Origin of the sequence: Streptomyces sp. 2A115 (assembly GCF_052245575.1) — a bacterium.
Lineage (GTDB): Bacteria > Actinomycetota > Actinomycetes > Streptomycetales > Streptomycetaceae > Streptomyces.
The window spans coordinates 20,999-40,088 of the sequence record NZ_JBQQCG010000060.1; the positions used below are offsets into that span (position 1 = coordinate 20,999).

Sequence of the window (19,090 nt, forward strand, 5' to 3'; positions counted from 1 at the left end):
CACGGACGAGGACGAACGAAGGGGGTTCAACGGGCGCGGGCGAGGGTGCCGAGGTAGAGCTCGATCACCTTCTCGTCGTGCAACAGCCGCGAACCCGTGCCGGTGTAGGCGTTGCGGCCCTGGTCCAGAACGTAGCCGCGGTGGCAGATCTGCAGGCATCTGCGGGCGTTCTGCTCAACCATGAGCACGGCGACTCCCGCGCCGTTGATCCCCTTCACTCGCTCGAAGACGAGATCCTGATGGGCCGGGGACAGTCCGGCGGACGGCTCGTCGAGCAGCAGCAGCCGCGGCTCCATCATGAGCGCGCGGGCCATCGCGAGCACCTGCCGCTCGCCGCCCGACATCGACCCGGCCTTCTGCCTCCGACGGGTGGCCAGTACGGGGAAGAGTTCCTCCATCGCCGCGGCCCGCCGCGCGTGGTCCTTGGGCCGCAGATAGATCCCCATCCGCAGGTTCTCCTCGACGGTCAGCGCCGGGAAGACGTTCTGCAGCTGCGGTACGTACCCCACGCCCCGGCGGACCTGCTCGTGTGCCGGCCGGTTGGTGACGTCCTCGCCGAGCAGCCGTACCGTCCCGCCGCGCACGTGCAGCAGGCCGAAGACCGCCTTGATCAGGGTCGACTTGCCGGCGCCGTTGGGGCCGATCACGCCCACCAGCTCGCCGGGCTCCACCCGGACGCTGCATCCGCGCAGCACGTCGACTCCGGGGAGGTATCCGGCGACGACGTCCTCGGCCGTCAGCACCGGTACCTGGTCGTCGGTGGACATGAGAGTCACTCCTCGTTCCGGGGCGTTCCGGGTTCGTCGTGCCGCTGGCCCAGATAGGCGTCCACGACGGCGGGGTTCTGACCGATCGTGTGCGGTGGGCCCTCCGCCACCAGACGGCCGTCGGCCATGACGACCACCCAGTCACTGATGCCCATCACCACGTCCATGTCGTGTTCGACGAAGCAGACGGTCAGTCCCTCGTCCCGCAGCTCGGTGATGTGTCCGAGCAGGGACTGGGTCAGCACGGGGTTCACACCGGCCATCGGCTCGTCGAGCAGGACCATGACGGGCCGGACCATCAGCACGCGGGCCAGTTCCAGCAGTTTGCGCTGCCCTCCGGAGAGCGTGCCGGCGTGGTCGTCGCGGACGCCGCCGAGCCTGAACCGCTCCAGCAGCTCGTCCGCCCTGCGCCCGACCTCCCGCTCCTGCCCGTGCCACAACGGCCGCAGCAGAGCGGGCAGGAACCGCTCGCCGCGCTGCCCCGCGGCGGCCAGCATCATGTTCTCCCGTACGGTCAGCCGGGAGAGCGTCCGGGGCAGCTGGAACGTACGGACCAGGCCGTGCCGCGCCACCCGGTGCGCGCGGCAGCCCGTGAGCGGATGTCCGTCGAACGACCACCGGCCGCGGCCGGCCCTGTCGAATCCGCTCACGATGTTGAACAGCGTCGTCTTGCCGGCGCCGTTGGGACCGATGAGTGCGGTGATGACCCCGCGCTGCACCTCCAGATGGTCCACCCGCACGGCGACGAGTCCGCCGAAAGTGCGGGTCACCCCGTCGAGGACGAGCAGTGGATCGGGCTTGCGCACGCCCGGCTCGGGGGCGGTCCCGGCCAGCCGACCGGCTGCCGCGGCGGCGGAGTCGGAGGTAGTGGGGGCGGTGGACGCGGTGGCGCGCACGGCGGGGGCTGGGTCAGCGTTCACTGAGCAGCATCTCCTTCCGGCTGCCGAGGATGCCCTGCGGCCGGAACACGATCAGCAGGATCAGAGCGAGGCCGACCAGCGCGAAGCGCACGGCGCCGACCTCGGACGTACTGATCAGCTCCGGTGAGATGTACCCGGCTCCGATGGCCTGCCGCAGCGCGCTGTCCAGGAAGGAGAGCACGAACCAGAACAGGATCGAACCGACGACCGGCCCCAGGATCCGCCCGGCACCGCCCAGCACGAGCAGGGTGTACAGGAAGAAGGTGACGGCGGGGTCGTAGCTGTCGGGGTTCACCGACTGCACCTGGATCGCCTGCAGCATGCCGGCGACGGCTCCGATCACGCCCCCCAGCACCAGGCTCTGCATCTTGTACGCGTAGACGTTCTTGCCCAGGCTGCGGGCGGCGGTCTCGTCCTCACGGATGGAGCGGATGACACGGCCCCACGGGCTGTGCACCAGGAGGGCCAGCAGCACCCCCACCACGACCACCAGCCCCCATCCGACGATCAGCACCCACAGGTCCTGGGAGCTGAACTCCACCAACCACACCCCGTAGGTTCCTCGCGGAATCGGGCTGAGGTCGTAGAAGTCGACCGCGAACCTCTGCAGACCGAACACGCCGCCGGTGACCGGCTCGGCCCAGCTGGACCGGTAGAACAGCCGGAGCGTCTCCCCCGCGGCGATCGTCGTGATCGCGAGATAGTCGGCGCGCAGCCGCAGCGTGGGCGCACCGAGCAGGAGGGCCAGCACGATCGCGCAGGCGAGTCCGCCCAGGACTCCGAGCCACATGGCCCCGTCGTACGTCGCCACGGTGACCGCGAGCCCGTAGCCGCCGACGAGCATGAAACCGACCTGGCCGAAGTTGAGCAGGCCGGTGTAGCCGAAGTGCAGGTTCAGCCCCATGGCGGCGAGCGCGTAGATGGCGGCGATGGGACCGATGCCGGAGCGCAGCGCGTCGGAGACGATGACCGAGAAGTCCATGGGCCCGCCTCCTCATCCCACGCGTTCCCGGCGGCCGAGGATGCCCTGCGGCCTCACGAGCAGGACGCCGATGAGGACCAGCAGCGCCCAGGCGTACTGCAGGTCGACCGGGAACCACAGGGTGGACACCTGCGCGACGATGCCGATGACCAGGCTGCCCACCATCGCGCCATAGGCGGAGCCCAGTCCGCCCAGGATGATCCCGGCGAACATGAGCAGCAGTAGCTTGAAGCCCATGTCCCAGGTGATGATCTCCACCAGGCCGAAGAAGATCCCGCCGAGGGCGGCCAGGGCGCCGCCGAGCATCCACACGAAGAGCACCACCCGTTGCACATCGATGCCCGAGGCCTCCGCGAGGTCGCGGTTGACGGAGACGGCCCGGACGGCCGTACCGATCCGGGTCCTCTGCAGCAGAGCGGCGACGCCGAGCAGCACGAGTACCGAGAGCAGGGTGACCGTGAGATCCCGCGGGGTGAAGCCGACCGGCCCGAGATCGAACGTGTCCTGGATGTCGTACTGCGCGAAGGAGGCCGGCCGGGTCCCGTACAACACGAGAATGATGTGCCGCAGCAGCAGGGACAGCCCGATCGAGACGATGAACAAATTGATCAGCCCGGTGCCCCGCGCCCGCAAGGGGCGCCACATTCCGCGCTCCACGGCCCCGCCCAGCAGCGCCCCGAAGAGGACCGCGATGATCGCGGCCGGGATCAGATGCCATCCCGGACCCGCCGGGGAGACATTGAGGAAGAACGCGAACGTCGCGCCGATGGTGACGAACTCGCCGTGTGCGAAGTTGATCAAGTGGACGGTGCCGAAGACGAGCGACAGCCCGACCGCGGTGATGGCGATGATCACGCCGAACTGGACGCCGTCGAGCAGCGCCTGAAGCAGCCGCGTGCCGAACCCCCGGCCAGCCGGGACCTCCTCGCCCTGTCCCCGGGCGGAGGATGCGGACAGCATCACCAGTGCCAGGGCGAGTGCCGGAAGCAGAATCCGCAGACCGCGCATGATGTACCCGGTATGTCCCGAACGTCCAGTGTTACTCAGTGTAAGCGCAACTCATCGAGCACTCTGCCGCCCCGGAGGGCGAGAAGCGCCGACGCGCAGCCCCCGCTTTCACCACGCCTTGATGTGGTCCTTCATCTCCTCCGGCCGCGTGAGGCTCGGATAACCGCTCACGCCGAGCGCGTTCCCGCGCCCGGTCACAGCGCGAGAATAACATTCTCATTCGAAGCAAGTAAGAGTCCGAAAGTTGCTGTGCGGGGTTCTGTAGGGAGATCCGCCTCGTTACCGCTGAAGTGGAGTATCGTTCTACGGGTGACAGCCGTCCCCGAAGAACCAGCGTGGCGCCAGCGCGCCGTCGAGCGATCCACCCGTGCCGCCAAGCTCCGCGCGGAGCAACGCGTGCAGCGGTTCCTGGACTCGGCGCAAGAGCTCATCGCCGAAAAGGGCACGACGGACTTCACCGTCCAGGAGGTCGTCGACCGCTCCAAACAGTCGCTGCGCAGCTTCTACCAGCACTTCGACGGCAAACACGAGCTGATGCTGGCCCTGTTCGAGGACGCGCTCTCCAAGTCGGCGGTCGAGATCCGGGAGGCCGCCTCCCCCATGAGCGATCCGCTGACGGCCCTTCGGCGAGCCGTCGAGATGCTCTACCAGCAGTCGCACCCCAATCCCGGCGTACAGCGCCCGCTGTTCAGCGACTTCGCGCTGCAACTGCTGGTGAAACACCCCTCCCAGGTGGCGACCGCGCATCATCCGCTGCTCATGGTCTTCACGGAGCTCATCGAGCAGGCCTCCGACGCCGGCGTCATCCCTGCCGGGAAGCCGCGTCGCCAGGCCGCGCTCGTCATGCAGACCGTGATGTTCGCCGCGCAGGCCCACGGCGTCCCCGCCGACAGTCACGCCCACCCGGTCACCTCCGAGGAGATCTGGGAGTTCTGCCTCGGCGGTATCTCCGGGGTGCCGGCTGCGGCGGGCAGGTCCGCCACGGTTTAGCTGGACGGCGAAGGGGTGCCTTGGGAGGTGCGTTCACTGCGGGCCTGTGGGGGCTGGTCGCGCAGTTCCCCGCGCCCCTGACGGGGAGGGGCCGTAGCTCCAGCCCCCACTCGTCCGCACCCGGCCTCCGGCGTGAGGGGACGTGCCGGGATGTCCGAACGCCACGCTTCCCGGCCGACCCGACTACCTCAGAGTGGCGCTCGGATGTCCCGGTACGGCCCCGCCCCACAACCAACCCAGGGGCGCGGGGAACTGCGCGCCCAGCCCCCACCGCCCCGCACCCAAAAAACAAACCCAACCGCCCAACCGCCAGAGGCACCCCGCAGACAAACAACCACGTGAACGAGCAGGTCCGGAACGACAGAGAGGCGGCACAGCCATGGCTGAGCAAGCGGGGATAGCGACAGCGAAGGACGCGGCGGACCACGCCCAGATCGTGGCTTTCGGGCGCCTCCTGGGGGCGGCAAACCGCCTGGAGTACATCCTGGGGCGGGCGATCGAGGAGGAGTGCGGAATCAGCCACCTGATGTTCGAGGTGCTGCTGATCCTGGGCCGGACAGATGGCTCCGGACTGTCGATGAAGGCCATCGGACAGGAACAGGTACTCACCACGGGCGGGGTGACACGGCTGATCGACCGTATGGAGGCGGCCGGACTGGTGGAGCGCGCCGACGACCCCACAGACCGACGCGGACGGCTGGTCCTGCTCACACCTTTGGGCGAGGAAACAGCGATCCGCGCGTCCCAGGTGCACCTGGAGAACATCCGCCGCTACTTCCTCGCCCCCTTGCCCGCCTCCCACCGGGACCGCTTCGCGGAAGACCTGCGACTGCTCAGCCACGCGGCCAGGGACGCGCTGCCGCGCCTGCGCTAACCTCCACCGCGCCAAAGTCACCCAGTCCAGCCCACCCCGCCCCAGGTCAGCGAACCGGCGAAGGCTCGGACAACCGCAACACACTCCCCTCACCGTTCGCCGAGACGACGAGCGAGCCGTCCGGGCTCACGGCGAGACCGGCGAACGGGCGTGGCGAGCAGGGCATGCCCTGGGCGAACAGCTCGGGTTCGGTGCGGGTGATCCCCGGGGGCAGGCCGACCGGGAGGTCCTCGGCGTCGATCCGGCTCTCCCCCGTGATGAGGGAGACGGCGCGCAGGCACCGCTGCTCGGTGTCAACGGTGAACAGCTCGTCCCCGCGAACGGCCAGCCCCTGCGGCGCACCGAGGCCGTCCGCGACCGGCTCCGCCTTGCCGCCCTCGATCCGCAGCACCGCCCCGAGCCGGTCGTCGCTGACGTAGCAGCGCCCTTCGGCGTCGAAGGCCACGTCGACGGGATGTGGGAGCCCTTCGGCGAGCACGATGACGGTGTCCGTCCCCTCGGCGACGGCGGCGGCGTCGCTGTGGTCGCCGTCGCCGCCGCCGATCCGTACGACGCGGCCGGCACCCGTCTCGGCGACCACCAGCGACCCGTCGGGCGCCACCGCGATTCCGGTGGGCTCCTTCAGCCCCTTGGCCCGTACCCGCGTGGTCTTCCCGACGGGATCGAACGTACGGACGTCGCCGTACTCCGAGGCGAAATGCAGGAGCCCGTCGTCCGCGGTGCCGTCCGCGGTGATGCCGTGGATGAACGGCTGCAGCTCGTGGGTGACAACGCCGCTGGAGTCGTTCTCGCCGGAGTCGCCCGGGCCCGCCAGACGGTAGTGGTCCGCCGCGTACACCGTGCCCCGGAAGTCGACGGTCACCCCGAAGGGGCCGCTGAATCCCCGGGGAACGATCTCCCTGGTCCGGCCGTCCTCGTGCATCTCCGTGACCCCGCCGCTGCCGAAGCTGGAGACATACATCCGGTTCTCCTGGTCGAACGCCGCGTTGTCCAGACCCGGGACGCCGCTGACGACGACCGACCGCGCTCCGGTGGCCAGGTCGATGCGGGTCACGATGCCGGCCGGACCCCGGGAGAGGACCACGAGGACGCCGCCCTTGTCGAACCGGACCGCGACCGGGTCGTCCACCTCCTCGGCGAACAGCTCGGGCACACCTCCGTCGGGCGGTATCCGCCAGACCTGGTTGCCGATCATGTGCGGGTAGTACAGGTAGCCGTCCGGGCCGAGCTGCATCGCGTTGCCCAGGGCCAGCCCGTCGGTCAGCACGACCGGGTCGCCGCCGCCCGGGAACAGCTCAAGCAGGCGGCCGTTCATCTTCATCTCGTTGACGAAGAGCCGGTCCCCGACGCAGGTGATCCCGTTGGGCACCTTCACCTCGTCGGAGACCAGCGTGTACGCGCCCGAGGGGCTCCGGCGCCACACCCGGCCCGGAGTCAGGTCGGCGACGTACATCGAACCGTCCGCCCCGAAGGCGAGGTCGTCCGGTGCCTGGACCGGACCGTCCATCCCTACCACCACCTCAACGTCTCCGGAGGCGGGGTCCACGGCGCTGATCTGTCCGGCGAGGAACTGCGCCACGTACAGCCGCCCGTCGGGGCCGAAGGTGACGCCGTTCGAACCCCACAGACGGCTCGGGGGGTTCAGTCTCCTCGCATCCCAACGACTGCTCGTGGCCTGCCAATTGCCGGTGTCGTCGAATCGACTGGGGTGCATCCTCGCTCCCTTTCGCACTGATTCGCACTGCTTCGCACTGCCGACGGTTCTCGGTGGGCTCGGTCGGGTCGTGGGCTCAGTGGGCTCAGTCGGCTTGGCGGGGTCACTCGACGATGACGTCGTCCATGCCGCCGTCCGTGCGCCAGCGCCTGAGCAGCTCGTGGAACGCGACCGGCCCGTCGCCGTACGACTCGCTGCGCTTCCTGGGCATGCCCTCGTTGTTGTAGTAGCCGGGGGTGCACTCGGCCTGGAACTTGTGCAGGTCCGCGGCCTTCTCCCGGATCGTGGCGATCCAGGCGGCCTCGGCCTCGGCGCTCGGCTCCACACACCGGGCCTGGCGCTTGCCGGCCTCAGCGACCACTTCGGCGACGTGAGTGGCCTGCTCGTCGAGGATGTGAACGTAGTTGACGGAGCTGGCGTTCTGCAGCGGGCCGAGCTGGAAGAGGTTGGGGAAGCCGTGGCTGTAGAAGCCGTGAAGGGTCTTCGGGCCACCCCTCCAGTCCTGCGGCAGGGTCGCGCCTTCCCGGCCGTACACCGGGAGCTTTCCGGACAGGATCCCCGAGACACCGACCTCGAAGCCGGTCGCGAAGATGATGCAGTCGACCTCGTACTCGGCCCCGCCGACCACGACGGAATCCTCGGTGATGCGCTCGACCCCGCCCTGGTCGGCCGTGTCGACCAGCGTGACGTTGGGCCTGTTGAAGGTGTCCAGATAGTGGTCACTGAACGTGGGCCGCTTGCACATGTAGCGGTACCAGGGCTTGAGGGCCTCGGCCGTCGCCGGGTCCTCGACGACGGTCTCCACCCGGGCGCGGATCTCGTTCATCTTCTGGAAGTCGGCGATCTCGTACAGGCGTTCCTGCTCATCGGGCGGGAGGTCCGCGTAACTGTTGGTCGGGATGAGCTTCTGCTGCAGCCGGGCGCTGGTGGTCCAGCCGTCGTTCACCAGATCCTCGTCCGCGCGGACGCCCGTGACGACATCGAGGAAGTTGTCCCTGCGGCGCCGCTGCCAGCCCGGTTCCAGCGACTCGGCCCACTGCGGGTCCGTAGGGCGGTTGGCGCGTACGTCGACCGAGGAGGGCGTGCGCTGGAACACGTACAGGTGCTGGGCGTCGCGTCCCAGGTGCGGCACCACCTGGATGGCGGTCGCGCCCGTGCCGATGACGGCGACGTGCTTGTCCGTGAGTTTGTCCAGGTTCCCGTTCGCGTCGCCGCCGGTGTAGTCGTAGTCCCAGCGGCTCGTGTGGAAGGTGTGGCCGTTGAAGTTCTCGATGCCGGGGATGCCGGGGAGTTTCGCCTGGCTGAGCGTTCCGCTGGAGACCACCACGTAGCGGGCCCGCATCCGGTCGCCGCGGTCGGTGCTGATCACCCACTCCAAGTCGGTTTCGTCCCAGCGGAGTTCGGTCGCCCGGGTCTGGAAGCAGGCGTCGCGGTACAGGTCGAAGTGCCGCCCGATCGCCCGTGCGTGCTCCCAGATCTCCTCGCCCGGCGCGTACTTCCACTTCGGGACGTAGCCGACCTCTTCGAGCAGCGGCATGTAGATGTACGACTCGATGTCGCAGTGGATCCCGGGGTAACGGTTCCAGTACCAAGTCCCGCCGAAATCACCGGCCTTGTCGATGATCCGGATCGTCCGCACACCCGCCTGGCGCAGGCGCGCGCCGGCGAGCAGACCGCCGAAGCCACCGCCGACGACCACCACGTCGACGCGGTCGTGCAGCGGTTCCCGGGTGGCCCCCGGGTCTTCCACGTACGGGTCGTCGGCGTAGTAGCCGAACTCGCCCGCGATGCGCTGGTACTGCGCGCCGCCGTCGGGACGGATACGGCGGTCGCGCTCGGCACGGTATTTGGCGCGCAGGGCGTCCGGGTCGAATCCGAGCTCTTCCGAATCGAGTTGGGGGGCGTTGGACGACGCGTGGGGGCTCGACATGCCTGTTCCCTTTGCTGTTGCCGTTGATGTTGCTTCCTGCTGTTGCTTCCTGCTGTTGGGGATATGTGGCTTCGAAGGGGGAAATCCCGCTATGCCGTCAGACGGGAGCGGAGCCAGGCGGCCTGGCCGCCGTCGACCAGAAGGTCGGTGCCGGTTATGTACGACGACTCCGGGCCGGTCAGGAACGCCACGGCACTGGCGATCTCCCCGGGCGTCCCGGCGCGGCCCGTGCCGCTCGCGTCGAGCATGGCCATCATGTGCTCGCCGGTCGGCGACGCCTCCTCCGCCTTGGCCATCGCGGTGGAGATGACGCCCGGGCTGATGCTGTTCACCCGGGCGCCCCGCAGGTTCCAGGCCGGCGCGGCGGCCTGGACCCGCAGATGGTTGGCCCGCTTGGTCACGAGGTACGCGGTCGGCGCGTCGTCGCCGATCGCGGTGACGACATCGAGGCCGAGGAGGTCCGGGGTGGGGGTCGTCGCGAGGGCGGCCTCCTGTTCCCTGCTCAGGGACGCGACATGACCGGCCATGCTGGAGATGACCACCAGGGAGGTGCCGCGGGTGGCCACCGTCTCGAACACGTCGATCACATGGGCCGTGCCGAGCAGGTTGACGTCGATGATCGCCTTCGCCGTTCCGGTCGCGGGCGAGACTCCCGCGGTGTGCACGACGGCGGTCACCCGGCCCTCCCCGGACGCCGCCTTCGCGAGCTTCTCCACCGCCGCGCGGTCGGACACGTCCGTCACCATGGCCCGCACGGCGTAGCCCTCGTCGCTCAGTGCGTCGACGGCCTTGTCCAGCGCCTGACTCGACGCGTCGGCCAGGAACAGGGTCCGCCCGCTGCCCAGTCGGCGCGCGATCGCCTGGCCCATCCCACCCGCCCCCGTGACGACGACCACGTCCCGAGGCTCCTCGTCCGGACGGTCCACCATGAACAACCTCCCTGATCGGCTGAACTCCCGGCGCCATGAGCGCAGTTGACTTGAAGGATCTACGACACTCCGGTGGCTTGCCCAGTAGCCCCGACGGCATCGCGCCACGTGGAACGCACCGCGATGGCCTGCCGCCAGCCGCGGATCGTCTTCGGCGGCATGCCGACGGCGAGCACTCCGGTCAGCCGGTCACCGGTGCGGTACGCGACGACGAACCGGCGCTCCCCGAGATCCCCGTCCACGACGGCGGCCTCGTCGTGCCCGCGCAGATAGCCGAACGCCTGGACCCTCATGCCGTACTGGTCGGACCAGAAGTACGGCACCGGCGCGAACGGCTTGCGCCCGTCCGGGGCGAGGAGGTTGCGGGCGGCGGCCATGCCCTGCTCGGCGGCGTTCGTACGGTGCTCGATGCGCATCGACGTACCGAACAGCGGGTTGTGCCAGCGGGCCACGTCCCCCGCGCCGTACACACCAGGCGCGGCCGCGCTGTACTCGTCGCACACCAGCCCGTCGCTCACCTTCAGGCCGCTGCCCTCCAGCCACTCGGTGTTCGGCAGCGAACCGATGGCGACCAACACGTCGTCGGCCTCGACCAGTTCACCGTCCGCGAGTCGCACGCCGCCCTCGGTCACCTCGGCCACGCTGACGCCCGTGCGCAGATCGACACCGTGCTCCCGGTGGGCCGCCGACAGCACGCGTCCGACCTCCTCGCCGACCGCGTGGCCGAGCGGGACCGGCGCCGGTTCGAGGAGAGTGACCTCGGCGCCCAGGCCCCGGGCCACCACGGCGGCCTCGGCACCGAGGAACCCGGCACCGACCACCACCAGCCGTCGCCCCTCCGCCAGCCGGTCCCGCAGCGCGAGCGCGTCGTCCAGGGTGCGCAGCACATGCGCACCGCCCTCGCCGGGCAGCCGGCGCGGCCGCACCCCGGTCGCCACGATCAGACCGTCGTAGCCCACCCGCGTGCCGTCGGCCAGCGACACCGCACGCTCGGCGAGATCGAGGCCGGTCGCGGCGGCGCCCAGCCGCAGGTCCAGGCCGAGCCCTGCCAGGTCGCCCGACGAGCGCAGGGCCAGCCGGTCCGGCTCCCACTCGGAGGACAGGACCTGCTTGGACAACGGCGGCCGGTCGTACGGAGCATGCGACTCCTCACCCACCAGGGTCAGCGTGCCCTCGTACCCCTCCCGGCGCAGCGTCTCGACGGCCGCGAGCCCGGCCGCCGAGGCACCCACGACGAGAATTCGCCTCACTGCTCGACCAGCCGGATCGCCATGGCCGGGCAGATGGCCACGGCCTCGCGCACCCCATCGAGGAGTTCATCCCCGGGCTGCTCCTCCAGCAGGATCGCCACCCCGTCGTCGTCCCGCTGGTCGAACACCTCGGGAGAGGCCATGACGCACTGCCCCGACGCCACGCATTTCGGCTCGTCCAGTTCTACACGCATGATCTTTTCCTTGTTCTTTCAGTACGTTCGCCCGGTACGTTCGCTATGTACGTTGGCTCGGTACGTTCGCAGGTGGGGGCCGGTTACCAGGCGACGGGCAGCGAGGCGACGCCGTACGTCGTGCCGCTGTGGTCGAACTCGAGCTGGTCGACCGTGGTCGCCAGGCGCAGGGTCGGCACGCGCCGGTAGAGGGTGCTGTAGACGATCTGGAGCTCCAGGCGGGCCAGGGACTGGCCCAGGCACTGGTGGGGTCCGTAGCCGAACGCGTTGTGCTGGCGTGCCGGACGGGTGACGTCCACCTGCTCGGCGCCGGGGAATGCCTCCGGGTCCCAGTTGCCGGCATGCAGATCGATGACGAGGCCGTCGCCGGCGCGGATGACCTGGCCACCGATCTCGATGTCCTCGGTGGCGACCCGGCGCAGGCCGACCTGGACGATGCTCAGGTAGCGGAGCAGTTCCTCCACCGCGCCCGCGACGGCCTTCGGGTCCTCGGAGTCGCGTACGAGGGCGAGCTGTTCGGGGTTCTCCAGCAGGACCAGGGTGCCGAGGCTGATCATCGTGGCGGTGGTCTCGTGCCCGGCGATGAGCATCGCGACGCCCATGTGGACGGCCTCCGTCCGGGTCATGTCCCCGGCCGTGACCCGCCCCGCCAGCTCGGACAGCACACCCTCGCCGGGGTTGACGAGCTTCTCACCGATCAGCCTGTCCAGATAGTCGTGGAGCGCGGTGCTCGCCGCGCGTGACTCCTCCGGCGCCGCGGAACGGTCGAGCGCGAGGCTGCTGTTCTTCTGGAAGAACTCGTGGTCCTCGTACGGCACTCCCAGCAGCTCACTGATCACCAGCGAGGGCACGGGCAGCGCCAGCGCCGTCAGCAGGTCGGCCGGGTTCGGTCCGGCCAGCATGTCGTCGATCAGACCGTCGACGATCTTCTGGATCGGGGCCCGCATGGCCTCGATCCGCTTGATGACGAACGGCCCGTTGACCGTCCGGCGCAGCCGCGTGTGCACGGGGGCGTCCGTGTTGACGATGAGTTCAGGGGTGAACTCGGCGATCTGCCGCCGGTACTCGGTCACGAACGGGAAGTTGCCGGGGCTCTTGTCGTTGGCGCTGACACGGGGATCGGCGAGAAGAGCCCTCTGCAGGGCATGACCGGTGACGAGCCACGGCATGCTGCCGTCCCAGATACGGACCTTGCGGAGCGGATTCTCCGCACGCAGCTTCTCCACGTCCGGCGGCGGGGCGAACGGGCAGCCCGCCGCCCTCGGCATCGGGAACTCGGGCATCTTCTCGGCCGCTTCGGACGCGGCGGCCAGTGTCTCGGCCATGTCACTCCTCGGTGGGGGGCTCCGCCGAAACGGAGAACAGGGAAGGACGGGAAAGGTTGGAGGCCTCTGCGATCACATGCAAGCGGAACGGACTGACACCTTCCGGTCAGTTACCTGACGCGAAGCTGACGTGATTGGGATCACACTCTTGGGCCACGCATGTGGCTGGCCAATCGGCACGCGTTCGAGCCGGCCTCGGCCTCGCTGGATGTCCGGATGTGGCGAAGGGGTTTGGCGCCGGGGGCGTTGATGAGCGCGGTGCCGTGGTGACAGGGGAGGCGAGGGAGGAGGCGTCGATGAGGCGGCCGACGCAAGAGGCGTACGGCCGCCATGGGGCGCCAGGCTGCGGCGCCTTGGGAGGTGGAAGTGTGGGGGCGTGGAAGGTGCGGGGCGCACGGGTGCGGGATGCAGGGGTGCGGGATGCAGGGGTGCGGGATGAACGTGAACGTGGAGATTGGGAGAGGTCAACGGCCGAGCCGGTAGCCGAAGCCCCGGCGCGTGTGAATCAGTGGGGGTTGTTCCTGGTCCACCTTGTGGCGGAGGCGGGAGACGAGTTTCTCGATCGCGTTGCCGGCCCGGGCGTCGCCCCAGACGTGTCGGCAGATCTGTTCCTTCGACAGCACTCGTTCCGCGTTGACCAGCAGGTGACGCAGCAGCCGGTACTCCGCGGGGGTGAGGTCGAGTGCCCGTCGGCCGCGCCAGGCCTGACAGGTGGCGTCGTCGAGTACGAGATCGCCGTAGCAAGGTCCTTGACCCACCGAGCCGCGGCCGCGAAGTAACACGTGGGCCCTGGCGAGGACTTCGGAGATCCGGAACGGCATGGTGACGTAGTCCGCCTCCCCCAGTCCGAGTTCGGGGACGAGCAGGCCGAGCCTCTCGTATGCGGTCAGGAAGAGCACCGGAGGGCGGTCGGCCGGGCGGAAGCGGCGGCCTTTGCCCAGGTCGTCGATGTCCGGCAACGCGATGTCGAGGATGACCAGGTCGAAACGGTGCTCGGCGAGCCGTGTCATCCCCTGGATGCCGGTGCGGGCGGTGGCCACTCGATAGCCCGCCAAGTCCAGTGTTGTCGAGAGCAGTTCGAGGATGGCCGGGTCTTCGACGACGACCAGGACGTACTGACCGTTGCCGCGGGCGGGCACGGACGCCGCGGCGCTGCTCCCGGACACCCCGCCGACCCCCTCCATTCCATGCACACCGTCCACCTTGTCCATCCCGTGCATCGCATGCACCTCGTTCATGAATAGGCCTCTTCGTGTCATGCGGTCACACGTCATGCGGCCATGCGTCATGCAGTCACGTGTCATGCAGTCACGTGCCACGTGCGGACGGCGCCGGTGGGGCCCCTGGGGTTCCGGAGCCCCTCTCCGCTCAAGCAGTAAGCCGGGAGGGGACGCCCGCGGGCGGCGACGCTCGCGTGCCGTCAGGCAGGACGAGAGGCATCCGTGCTCTCGATGTCGGCTTCGGCGCGGTCGAGGAAGTCGTCGACCATGCGATGGAACAGCGTGGCGAGTTGCCGCAGTTCCTCCGGCGACCAGTCCGCCAGAGCGAACTCCATGCCCTGGCAGCTCGCGATACGGACGCGGTCGACCGCCTCCTGGCCGGCCGGGGTGAGCTGGATGCGCTGGGCACGACGGTCGTCCGGGTCCGGCACGCGGGTCACGTAACCGCCCTTCTCCAACTGCTGCACCTGCCGGGTGACATGAGAGGCCTCCACGCCCAGCCGGACCGCCAACTCGCCGGGGCGCAGGGGCTCGGAGTCGGTGATCTGCCGCAGCAGGGCCACGGCGGCGCGGTCCAGCGACACGCCCGCCAGGGCCATGAGGCGCTCGTGCTGCCGCACTCGGCCGGTCAGATAGACGATGCGGTTGAGGGCGCGCTCGATCTCGATCACGTCCCCCGAGACCGGGGCGGAGTCGAGCGGAGAACCGGGAACGGGGTTGCGCGCGGGTGATGTGGACATGTGGGCCAGTTTACCATCTGCTTGCCTAACTCAAGTAAATTCAATTAGATTGCTTGACTTAAGTAAAGCGTGCGGGTTTCACTGAGAGGCGCGCGGGTCCTGGTCGCCGATCTGAACCACCAAGGCGCCGAGAGACGACTTCACAGCGTCCGAGGCGAGCCTGCGCGGCAGCGCGGCCGGGCCGCCCACACCGCCGCCAAGGATGGTGTCCGGGCCTGATCCCCAGCCCCCTCGACCCCTACATCAGCCTGTCCGGCAAGGTGGCCGCCGACGAGGAACAGGCCGCCGGAGGAATGGTGACTGGCCTGCGGGCCGGTGAGGGCTGGTTACGAGTTCCCCGCCCCTCACGGGGCGCGGTACCGCACCGGAGTCGGCCAAGGCCGGGTAGCCAAGCGGGTGGCAAATCTTGTGTACTTTACACAGACTGTGTATCATGCACAATACATGCGTGGCGCACATTTGGTGTCCTGTCTCCTGCCCCGACCTCAGGCCCAGGCCAGGGCAGGAGACAGGATTTGGGGAAGGATCGGCGGCATGGACAAGCCCACGCACTTGATCGAGTTCGAGGCGATGCTGCTCGGGCGGCACCTCTACCTGAACTCACCCCGGGCCCGGGCAGGCGGCCGCCTCGAGCGCAGTGCCTACATCCTGCTCAGCCGCATCCGCATGGAAGGCCCGATGTCCATCGGGCAGCTCAGCGACGCCTTCGGCCTGGACGCCTCCACCCTCAACCGGCAGACCGCCGCCATGCTGCGCGGTGGGCTGGTCGAGCGCATTCCGGATCCCGACGGCGGCATGGCCCGTAAGTTCCGCATCACCACCGAGGGCGAGCGGCGTCTCGACGCACATCGTACGGAGAGCGTCCAGGCCCTGGAGAATGTGATGGCCGACTGGAATCCCGAGGACGTCGCCGCCTTCGCCGAGTACCTCCAGCGTTTCAACACCGACATCGAGAAGCTCGACGAGCGTCCATGGCCTCGTCCCTGACGGACGGATCCGTGGCCCCGGCCGTGAACAAGTGACAGGCATGTGCCCTGGGCTGCCCTCCTGGAGGATGATCCTCCGGGAGAATGGCGGCCTCAGTCGTTGGCGGAGTGGCGGAGTGGCTGTCGTGGAGGGTGGGCGCGCCGTTGAGCCGGCGAAGGCACGCGGGCCGTGTGCGAAGACAGCGGCCCGGCGGGCGCAGATCGTGCGGGCGGCGCGCGACAGCTTCACCGAGCGCGGTTACGCCGGAGCTTCGTTACGTGACATCGCGGAGCGGACAGGGATCACGCAAGCCGGGCTTCTGCACCACTTCCGCAGCAAGGACGACCTGCTCTGCGCCGTGCTGGCGCAGCGCGAAGCCGAGGAGTGGGAGCAGGGCGTGGCCATGGCCGCCGAGGGCAAGTCCAACGACGAGATCACCGTGGACCTCTTCGTCAGCCCGCTGACCGTACGCACCCACGTCCACCGCGCCATGACGAAGCTCAACGCCCGCGACCGAGCCCAACTCGTGGTCATCGCCTACCAGTCCGGGCTCGTACAGGCCACGCCGCCGCAGTCCTGAACTCGTCCGACTCATGAGATCGCTACGGCCCCTGAGTTCGTACGACCTGCACGGTCGCTCGTCATCCTGCACGCCCTGTCGTAGCCGCCGCGCCCTGTCGTAGCCGCATGGGTATACGTCCATGTCCGAGGTGGTGGGGCCGTGCACGGCCGGCGGAAACGCGCCTGCGCAGCAGCGCGGAAGGGCAGGAGGGCGGAAGGGAGGAAGCCGCTCAGCCCTCTCCACTCAGCCCTCTGCGCCCAGCGACCACCGCGGGACGCTGCCGGAAAGGCGGCACGTGAGGAAGTACAAGGGAATCGGCGGGGTGTACGGCGAGTCGCCCTCGGGGCTGTGGATCAGGCGGGGGCGGTCGGAGCGGGGACCACGAAGCACGCGCGTCCAGGACGGGTCGGCCAGATGGGCGGCGACGGCGTAGCTGGTCGAGGACGGCCAGGCGACGCCTATGTCGGATCCGGAGGGGACGATCCACCACCAGCGCTCGTCGTCGGCGAAGACACACCCCACGCGGGGCAGACAGTTCATGATCCGTTCGCCGTGTTCCCGGGACGTGCCCACGGCGTCGTATCCCGGGCCGCCCAGGCCGGTGCGCAGCTGCGCGGGGACGACCAGGCGAACCGGGTGCTCGTGCGGGAGCGTTACGGACGTACGCGACCGCAGGTCAAGGGCGTGCTGTCGTTCCATGAGGCAGGGACCCTTCGGCCGAGTGGGGGATGGGCCGGGAGAGGTGCGGGGTGGCCGTGAGCCCGTTCGCGGCGGGTTCTTGTGGTTCCGACGCCGGCTCCGACGGCAGTACGGCCCAGACGATGCGCCCGGGTCTGTGCGCGGTGTCTCTTGTCCCCCAGTCGCTGCTGAGCACGCCGACCAGCAGGAGACCGCGGCCTCCCTGGTCGTCGGGGGTCGGCCGGCGAGGGGCGGGGAGCGTCAGTCCGCGGTTCTGGTCCTCGACCTCGATGTGGAGCCGCTCTCCGGCGGTGCGAAGTCTGCACACGATCCACTCACTCTGTGTGTGCGTGAGGGCGTTGGTGACGAGTTCGGAGGTCACCAGGACAGCGCTGTCACATGTCTCGCGGCTCGTGCCCCACTCGCTGAGCAGCTCGCGCACGTTCCGGCGGGCCACACCCACCGACGCGGGGGTCGGGGGCAGGCCGAACACGCATGCCTTGTGGAGGTGTTCGTCCGCCCTGCGGAGGTGTTCGTCTGCGGGCAGTCGGCCCAATGGCTGGGGGAGGGAGGGCGGAGCCATCGCCGTTCGCCTTTCGTCTGCCTTCGCACCGGGAGTCATTCCGGTGCCGGTACCGCTCGGACGCCTCCGCCGCGAGACATACGCATCTCGCCGCGCGCAGCGCGGGGTTGCGGCCTGGTCTCCCCCAACTGGGCCGCATCGCCCCTTCATTCAACGGACCGGGACGATACGACCACTGTGACACCTGCCAACAACACCTCGCAAGCAACAAGTTGAAAATTGCAGAGTGCGAGGTGCATGCTGCCCTCGTCGACGATGATCGTGACAGACTGCGACCTCGAACACCCGCTGTGAGGGGGGTAAGGCGTGACCGCGGAAACCGACTGGGGCGGCGCGCCCTCCGTTCTGCGCATGATCCTCGGCAGACAGCTGGAGGAACTGCGGATCCGGGCCGGTCTGTCGTACGAGCAGGCGGGCGCCGCGATCGGGGTCAGCCACTCCACGATCCGCCGGATGGAAGCCGCCAAGGTGGCCCGCCTCAGGCTCGCGGACGCCGAGAAGCTGCTCCAGGTCTACGGCGTGACGGATCATCAGGAGATCGACGCCTTCCTGAGGTCGGTCCGCGAGGCCAACAAGCGCGGCTGGTGGCACACGTACCGTGACGTACTGCCGGACTGGTTCGCCGCGTATCTGAGCCTGGAGCAGGCTGCGCTCCAGATCCGTGCGTACGAGGCGGAGTTCGTGCACGGGCTGCTGCAGACCGAGGAGTACGCGCGTGCCCTGTTGAGCGCCGGCAATCCGCACGCGTCGGCCGAGGCGACGGACCGCAGGGTCGCGCTGCGGATGCGGCGCCAGGAACTGCTGTCCCGGCCCTCGCCGCCGCGCGTGTGGATCGTGATGGACGAGACGGTCCTGCGGTGGCCGGTCGGCGGCCCCGAGGTGATGCGGGCCCAGATCGACCACCTGATCGCGGTCAACGAACTCCCCCAGGTGACCCTGCAGATCATGCCGTTCCGTAACGGTCCGCATCCGGCCATGCGGGCCGGTGCGTTCCATCTCTTCCGGTTCAGGGCCCCCGAGCTGCCGGACATCGTCTACCTCAGCGGTCTGGTGGGCGCCGTGTATCTCGACAAGGACGACGACGTCGTCGTCTATCGCGAGGCTCTGGACCGGCTGGGCGCGCAGTCCGCGCCCGCCAGAAAGACCGAGGCTCTCCTCGGTGCGATTCGCAAGGAGCTCTGACATGCACCACCACATCCGCAACGGCATACCGTCCCGCGAACTCGGCGGGCAGGGCTGGTACAAGCCGTGGAGCGACGACGCGGGCGGCGCCTGCGTCGAGGCGAAGAAACTCGGCGACGGCCGGGTCGCGCTGCGCCAGTCCACCGATCCCGACGGCCCGGCCCTGGTTTTCACCCCTCACGAGATGACGAGCTTCCTGGCGGGCGTGAAAGCGGGTGATGCGGACTTCTTGCTCTGAGCCGGTCCCTGCTTCTCCGAACACCGCTGCTTCTCTGA

20 protein-coding genes are annotated in these 19,090 nt (G+C 69.2%); 6 read left to right on the forward strand and 14 right to left on the reverse strand.

Annotated elements, in window-relative coordinates; all coding sequences use genetic code 11:
- Positions 1–26 precede the first annotated feature (26 nt).
- From ACTWQR_RS37860 to ACTWQR_RS37875, 4 genes are read right to left on the reverse strand one after another with little or no spacing between them, the layout of a single operon-like run.
- The gene (locus ACTWQR_RS37860) at positions 27–767 is read right to left on the reverse strand and encodes an ABC transporter ATP-binding protein (RefSeq protein ID WP_443231778.1); all 741 of its coding nucleotides are present in this window, start codon (positions 765–767) and stop codon (positions 27–29) included.
- A gap of 5 nt (positions 768–772) precedes the next feature.
- Positions 773–1,687: an ABC transporter ATP-binding protein gene (locus ACTWQR_RS37865; RefSeq protein ID WP_443231779.1), complete on the reverse strand. Its 915-nt coding sequence runs from the start codon at positions 1,685–1,687 to the stop codon at positions 773–775.
- Complete coding sequence (locus ACTWQR_RS37870) at positions 1,677–2,669, reverse strand: branched-chain amino acid ABC transporter permease (protein WP_443231780.1); 993 nt, start codon at positions 2,667–2,669, stop codon at positions 1,677–1,679. Before ACTWQR_RS37870 ends, ACTWQR_RS37865 begins: the two co-directional genes overlap by 11 nt.
- Positions 2,670–2,681: 12 nt before the next feature.
- Positions 2,682–3,677, reverse strand: a complete 996-nt coding sequence (locus ACTWQR_RS37875; RefSeq protein WP_443231781.1) for a branched-chain amino acid ABC transporter permease — start codon at positions 3,675–3,677, stop codon at positions 2,682–2,684.
- 309 nt (positions 3,678–3,986) lie between these two features.
- Here ACTWQR_RS37875 and ACTWQR_RS37880 point away from each other — a divergent pair, with 309 nt between their 5' ends.
- Together ACTWQR_RS37880 and ACTWQR_RS37885 are read left to right on the forward strand one after the other, a co-directional pair.
- Positions 3,987–4,667: a TetR/AcrR family transcriptional regulator gene (locus tag ACTWQR_RS37880; protein ID WP_443231782.1), complete on the forward strand. Its 681-nt coding sequence runs from the start codon at positions 3,987–3,989 to the stop codon at positions 4,665–4,667.
- 379 nt (positions 4,668–5,046) lie between these two features.
- Positions 5,047–5,541: a MarR family winged helix-turn-helix transcriptional regulator gene (locus tag ACTWQR_RS37885; RefSeq protein ID WP_443231783.1), complete on the forward strand. Its 495-nt coding sequence runs from the start codon at positions 5,047–5,049 to the stop codon at positions 5,539–5,541.
- Positions 5,542–5,587: 46 nt separating this feature from the next.
- On the opposite strand, the gene ACTWQR_RS37890 is transcribed toward ACTWQR_RS37885, so the two are convergent.
- The 8 genes from ACTWQR_RS37890 to ACTWQR_RS37925 form a co-directional block, all read right to left on the reverse strand.
- Positions 5,588–7,255, reverse strand: coding sequence for a hypothetical protein (locus ACTWQR_RS37890; protein ID WP_443231784.1), 1,668 nt, complete (start codon positions 7,253–7,255; stop codon positions 5,588–5,590).
- 103 nt (positions 7,256–7,358) lie between these two features.
- The gene (locus ACTWQR_RS37895; RefSeq protein ID WP_443231785.1) at positions 7,359–9,185 is read right to left on the reverse strand and encodes a flavin-containing monooxygenase; all 1,827 of its coding nucleotides are present in this window, start codon (positions 9,183–9,185) and stop codon (positions 7,359–7,361) included.
- 89 nt (positions 9,186–9,274) lie between these two features.
- Positions 9,275–10,114 carry an SDR family oxidoreductase gene (locus ACTWQR_RS37900; protein WP_443231786.1) on the reverse strand — a complete coding sequence of 280 codons (840 nt, stop codon included), beginning with the start codon at positions 10,112–10,114 and terminating at the stop codon, positions 9,275–9,277.
- 59 nt (positions 10,115–10,173) lie between these two features.
- On the reverse strand, positions 10,174–11,364 hold the full coding sequence (locus ACTWQR_RS37905) for an NAD(P)/FAD-dependent oxidoreductase (protein WP_443231787.1): 1,191 nt from the start codon (positions 11,362–11,364) through the stop codon (positions 10,174–10,176).
- Positions 11,361–11,558 (reverse strand): ferredoxin, encoded by a 198-nt coding sequence (locus ACTWQR_RS37910; RefSeq protein WP_443231788.1) that lies wholly within the window; start codon positions 11,556–11,558, stop codon positions 11,361–11,363. The genes ACTWQR_RS37905 and ACTWQR_RS37910 overlap by 4 nt, the downstream gene beginning before the upstream one ends.
- An 83-nt stretch (positions 11,559–11,641) precedes the next feature.
- The gene (locus ACTWQR_RS37915) at positions 11,642–12,883 is read right to left on the reverse strand and encodes a cytochrome P450 (protein WP_443231789.1); all 1,242 of its coding nucleotides are present in this window, start codon (positions 12,881–12,883) and stop codon (positions 11,642–11,644) included.
- A 464-nt stretch (positions 12,884–13,347) separates the two neighbouring features.
- On the reverse strand, positions 13,348–14,049 hold the full coding sequence (locus tag ACTWQR_RS37920) for a response regulator transcription factor (protein WP_443231824.1): 702 nt from the start codon (positions 14,047–14,049) through the stop codon (positions 13,348–13,350).
- A 254-nt stretch (positions 14,050–14,303) separates the two neighbouring features.
- Positions 14,304–14,843: a MarR family winged helix-turn-helix transcriptional regulator gene (locus ACTWQR_RS37925; protein WP_443231790.1), complete on the reverse strand. Its 540-nt coding sequence runs from the start codon at positions 14,841–14,843 to the stop codon at positions 14,304–14,306.
- Between the two features lie 534 nt (positions 14,844–15,377).
- Here ACTWQR_RS37925 and ACTWQR_RS37930 point away from each other — a divergent pair.
- Positions 15,378–15,830 (forward strand): MarR family winged helix-turn-helix transcriptional regulator, encoded by a 453-nt coding sequence (locus ACTWQR_RS37930; RefSeq protein ID WP_443231791.1) that lies wholly within the window; start codon positions 15,378–15,380, stop codon positions 15,828–15,830.
- A 67-nt stretch (positions 15,831–15,897) separates the two neighbouring features.
- Positions 15,898–16,389 (forward strand): TetR family transcriptional regulator, encoded by a 492-nt coding sequence (locus tag ACTWQR_RS37935; protein WP_443231792.1) that lies wholly within the window; start codon positions 15,898–15,900, stop codon positions 16,387–16,389.
- A 225-nt stretch (positions 16,390–16,614) separates the two neighbouring features.
- Here ACTWQR_RS37935 and ACTWQR_RS37940 read toward each other — a convergent pair whose 3' ends face one another.
- Positions 16,615–17,070, reverse strand: a complete 456-nt coding sequence (locus ACTWQR_RS37940; protein WP_443231793.1) for a hypothetical protein — start codon at positions 17,068–17,070, stop codon at positions 16,615–16,617.
- Complete coding sequence (locus ACTWQR_RS37945; RefSeq protein WP_443231794.1) at positions 17,048–17,632, reverse strand: ATP-binding protein; 585 nt, start codon at positions 17,630–17,632, stop codon at positions 17,048–17,050. The genes ACTWQR_RS37940 and ACTWQR_RS37945 overlap by 23 nt, the downstream gene beginning before the upstream one ends.
- 306 nt (positions 17,633–17,938) lie before the next feature.
- Here ACTWQR_RS37945 and ACTWQR_RS37950 point away from each other — a divergent pair, with 306 nt between their 5' ends.
- Together ACTWQR_RS37950 and ACTWQR_RS37955 are read left to right on the forward strand one after the other, a co-directional pair.
- Positions 17,939–18,814, forward strand: a complete 876-nt coding sequence (locus tag ACTWQR_RS37950) for a helix-turn-helix domain-containing protein (protein ID WP_443231795.1) — start codon at positions 17,939–17,941, stop codon at positions 18,812–18,814.
- A 1-nt stretch (position 18,815) separates the two neighbouring features.
- Positions 18,816–19,052, forward strand: a complete 237-nt coding sequence (locus tag ACTWQR_RS37955) for a DUF397 domain-containing protein (protein ID WP_443231796.1) — start codon at positions 18,816–18,818, stop codon at positions 19,050–19,052.
- Positions 19,053–19,090: the final 38 nt, after the last annotated feature.

Coding starts and splice junctions, on each gene's coding strand:
- ACTWQR_RS37860 (WP_443231778.1), bottom strand. CDS start 767: ATGTCCACCGACGACCAGGTACCGGTGCTGACGGCCGAGGACGTCGTC.
- ACTWQR_RS37870 (WP_443231780.1), bottom strand. CDS start 2,669: ATGGACTTCTCGGTCATCGTCTCCGACGCGCTGCGCTCCGGCATCGGT.
- ACTWQR_RS37875 (WP_443231781.1), bottom strand. CDS start 3,677: ATGCGCGGTCTGCGGATTCTGCTTCCGGCACTCGCCCTGGCACTGGTG.
- ACTWQR_RS37885 (WP_443231783.1), top strand. CDS start 5,047: ATGGCTGAGCAAGCGGGGATAGCGACAGCGAAGGACGCGGCGGACCAC.
- ACTWQR_RS37890 (WP_443231784.1), bottom strand. CDS start 7,255: ATGCACCCCAGTCGATTCGACGACACCGGCAATTGGCAGGCCACGAGC.
- ACTWQR_RS37895 (WP_443231785.1), bottom strand. CDS start 9,185: ATGTCGAGCCCCCACGCGTCGTCCAACGCCCCCCAACTCGATTCGGAA.
- ACTWQR_RS37900 (WP_443231786.1), bottom strand. CDS start 10,114: ATGGTGGACCGTCCGGACGAGGAGCCTCGGGACGTGGTCGTCGTCACG.
- ACTWQR_RS37910 (WP_443231788.1), bottom strand. CDS start 11,558: ATGCGTGTAGAACTGGACGAGCCGAAATGCGTGGCGTCGGGGCAGTGC.
- ACTWQR_RS37915 (WP_443231789.1), bottom strand. CDS start 12,883: ATGGCCGAGACACTGGCCGCCGCGTCCGAAGCGGCCGAGAAGATGCCC.
- ACTWQR_RS37925 (WP_443231790.1), bottom strand. CDS start 14,843: ATGTCCACATCACCCGCGCGCAACCCCGTTCCCGGTTCTCCGCTCGAC.
- ACTWQR_RS37930 (WP_443231791.1), top strand. CDS start 15,378: ATGGACAAGCCCACGCACTTGATCGAGTTCGAGGCGATGCTGCTCGGG.
- ACTWQR_RS37935 (WP_443231792.1), top strand. CDS start 15,898: ATGATCCTCCGGGAGAATGGCGGCCTCAGTCGTTGGCGGAGTGGCGGA.
- ACTWQR_RS37940 (WP_443231793.1), bottom strand. CDS start 17,070: ATGGAACGACAGCACGCCCTTGACCTGCGGTCGCGTACGTCCGTAACG.
- ACTWQR_RS37945 (WP_443231794.1), bottom strand. CDS start 17,632: ATGGCTCCGCCCTCCCTCCCCCAGCCATTGGGCCGACTGCCCGCAGAC.
- ACTWQR_RS37955 (WP_443231796.1), top strand. CDS start 18,816: ATGCACCACCACATCCGCAACGGCATACCGTCCCGCGAACTCGGCGGG.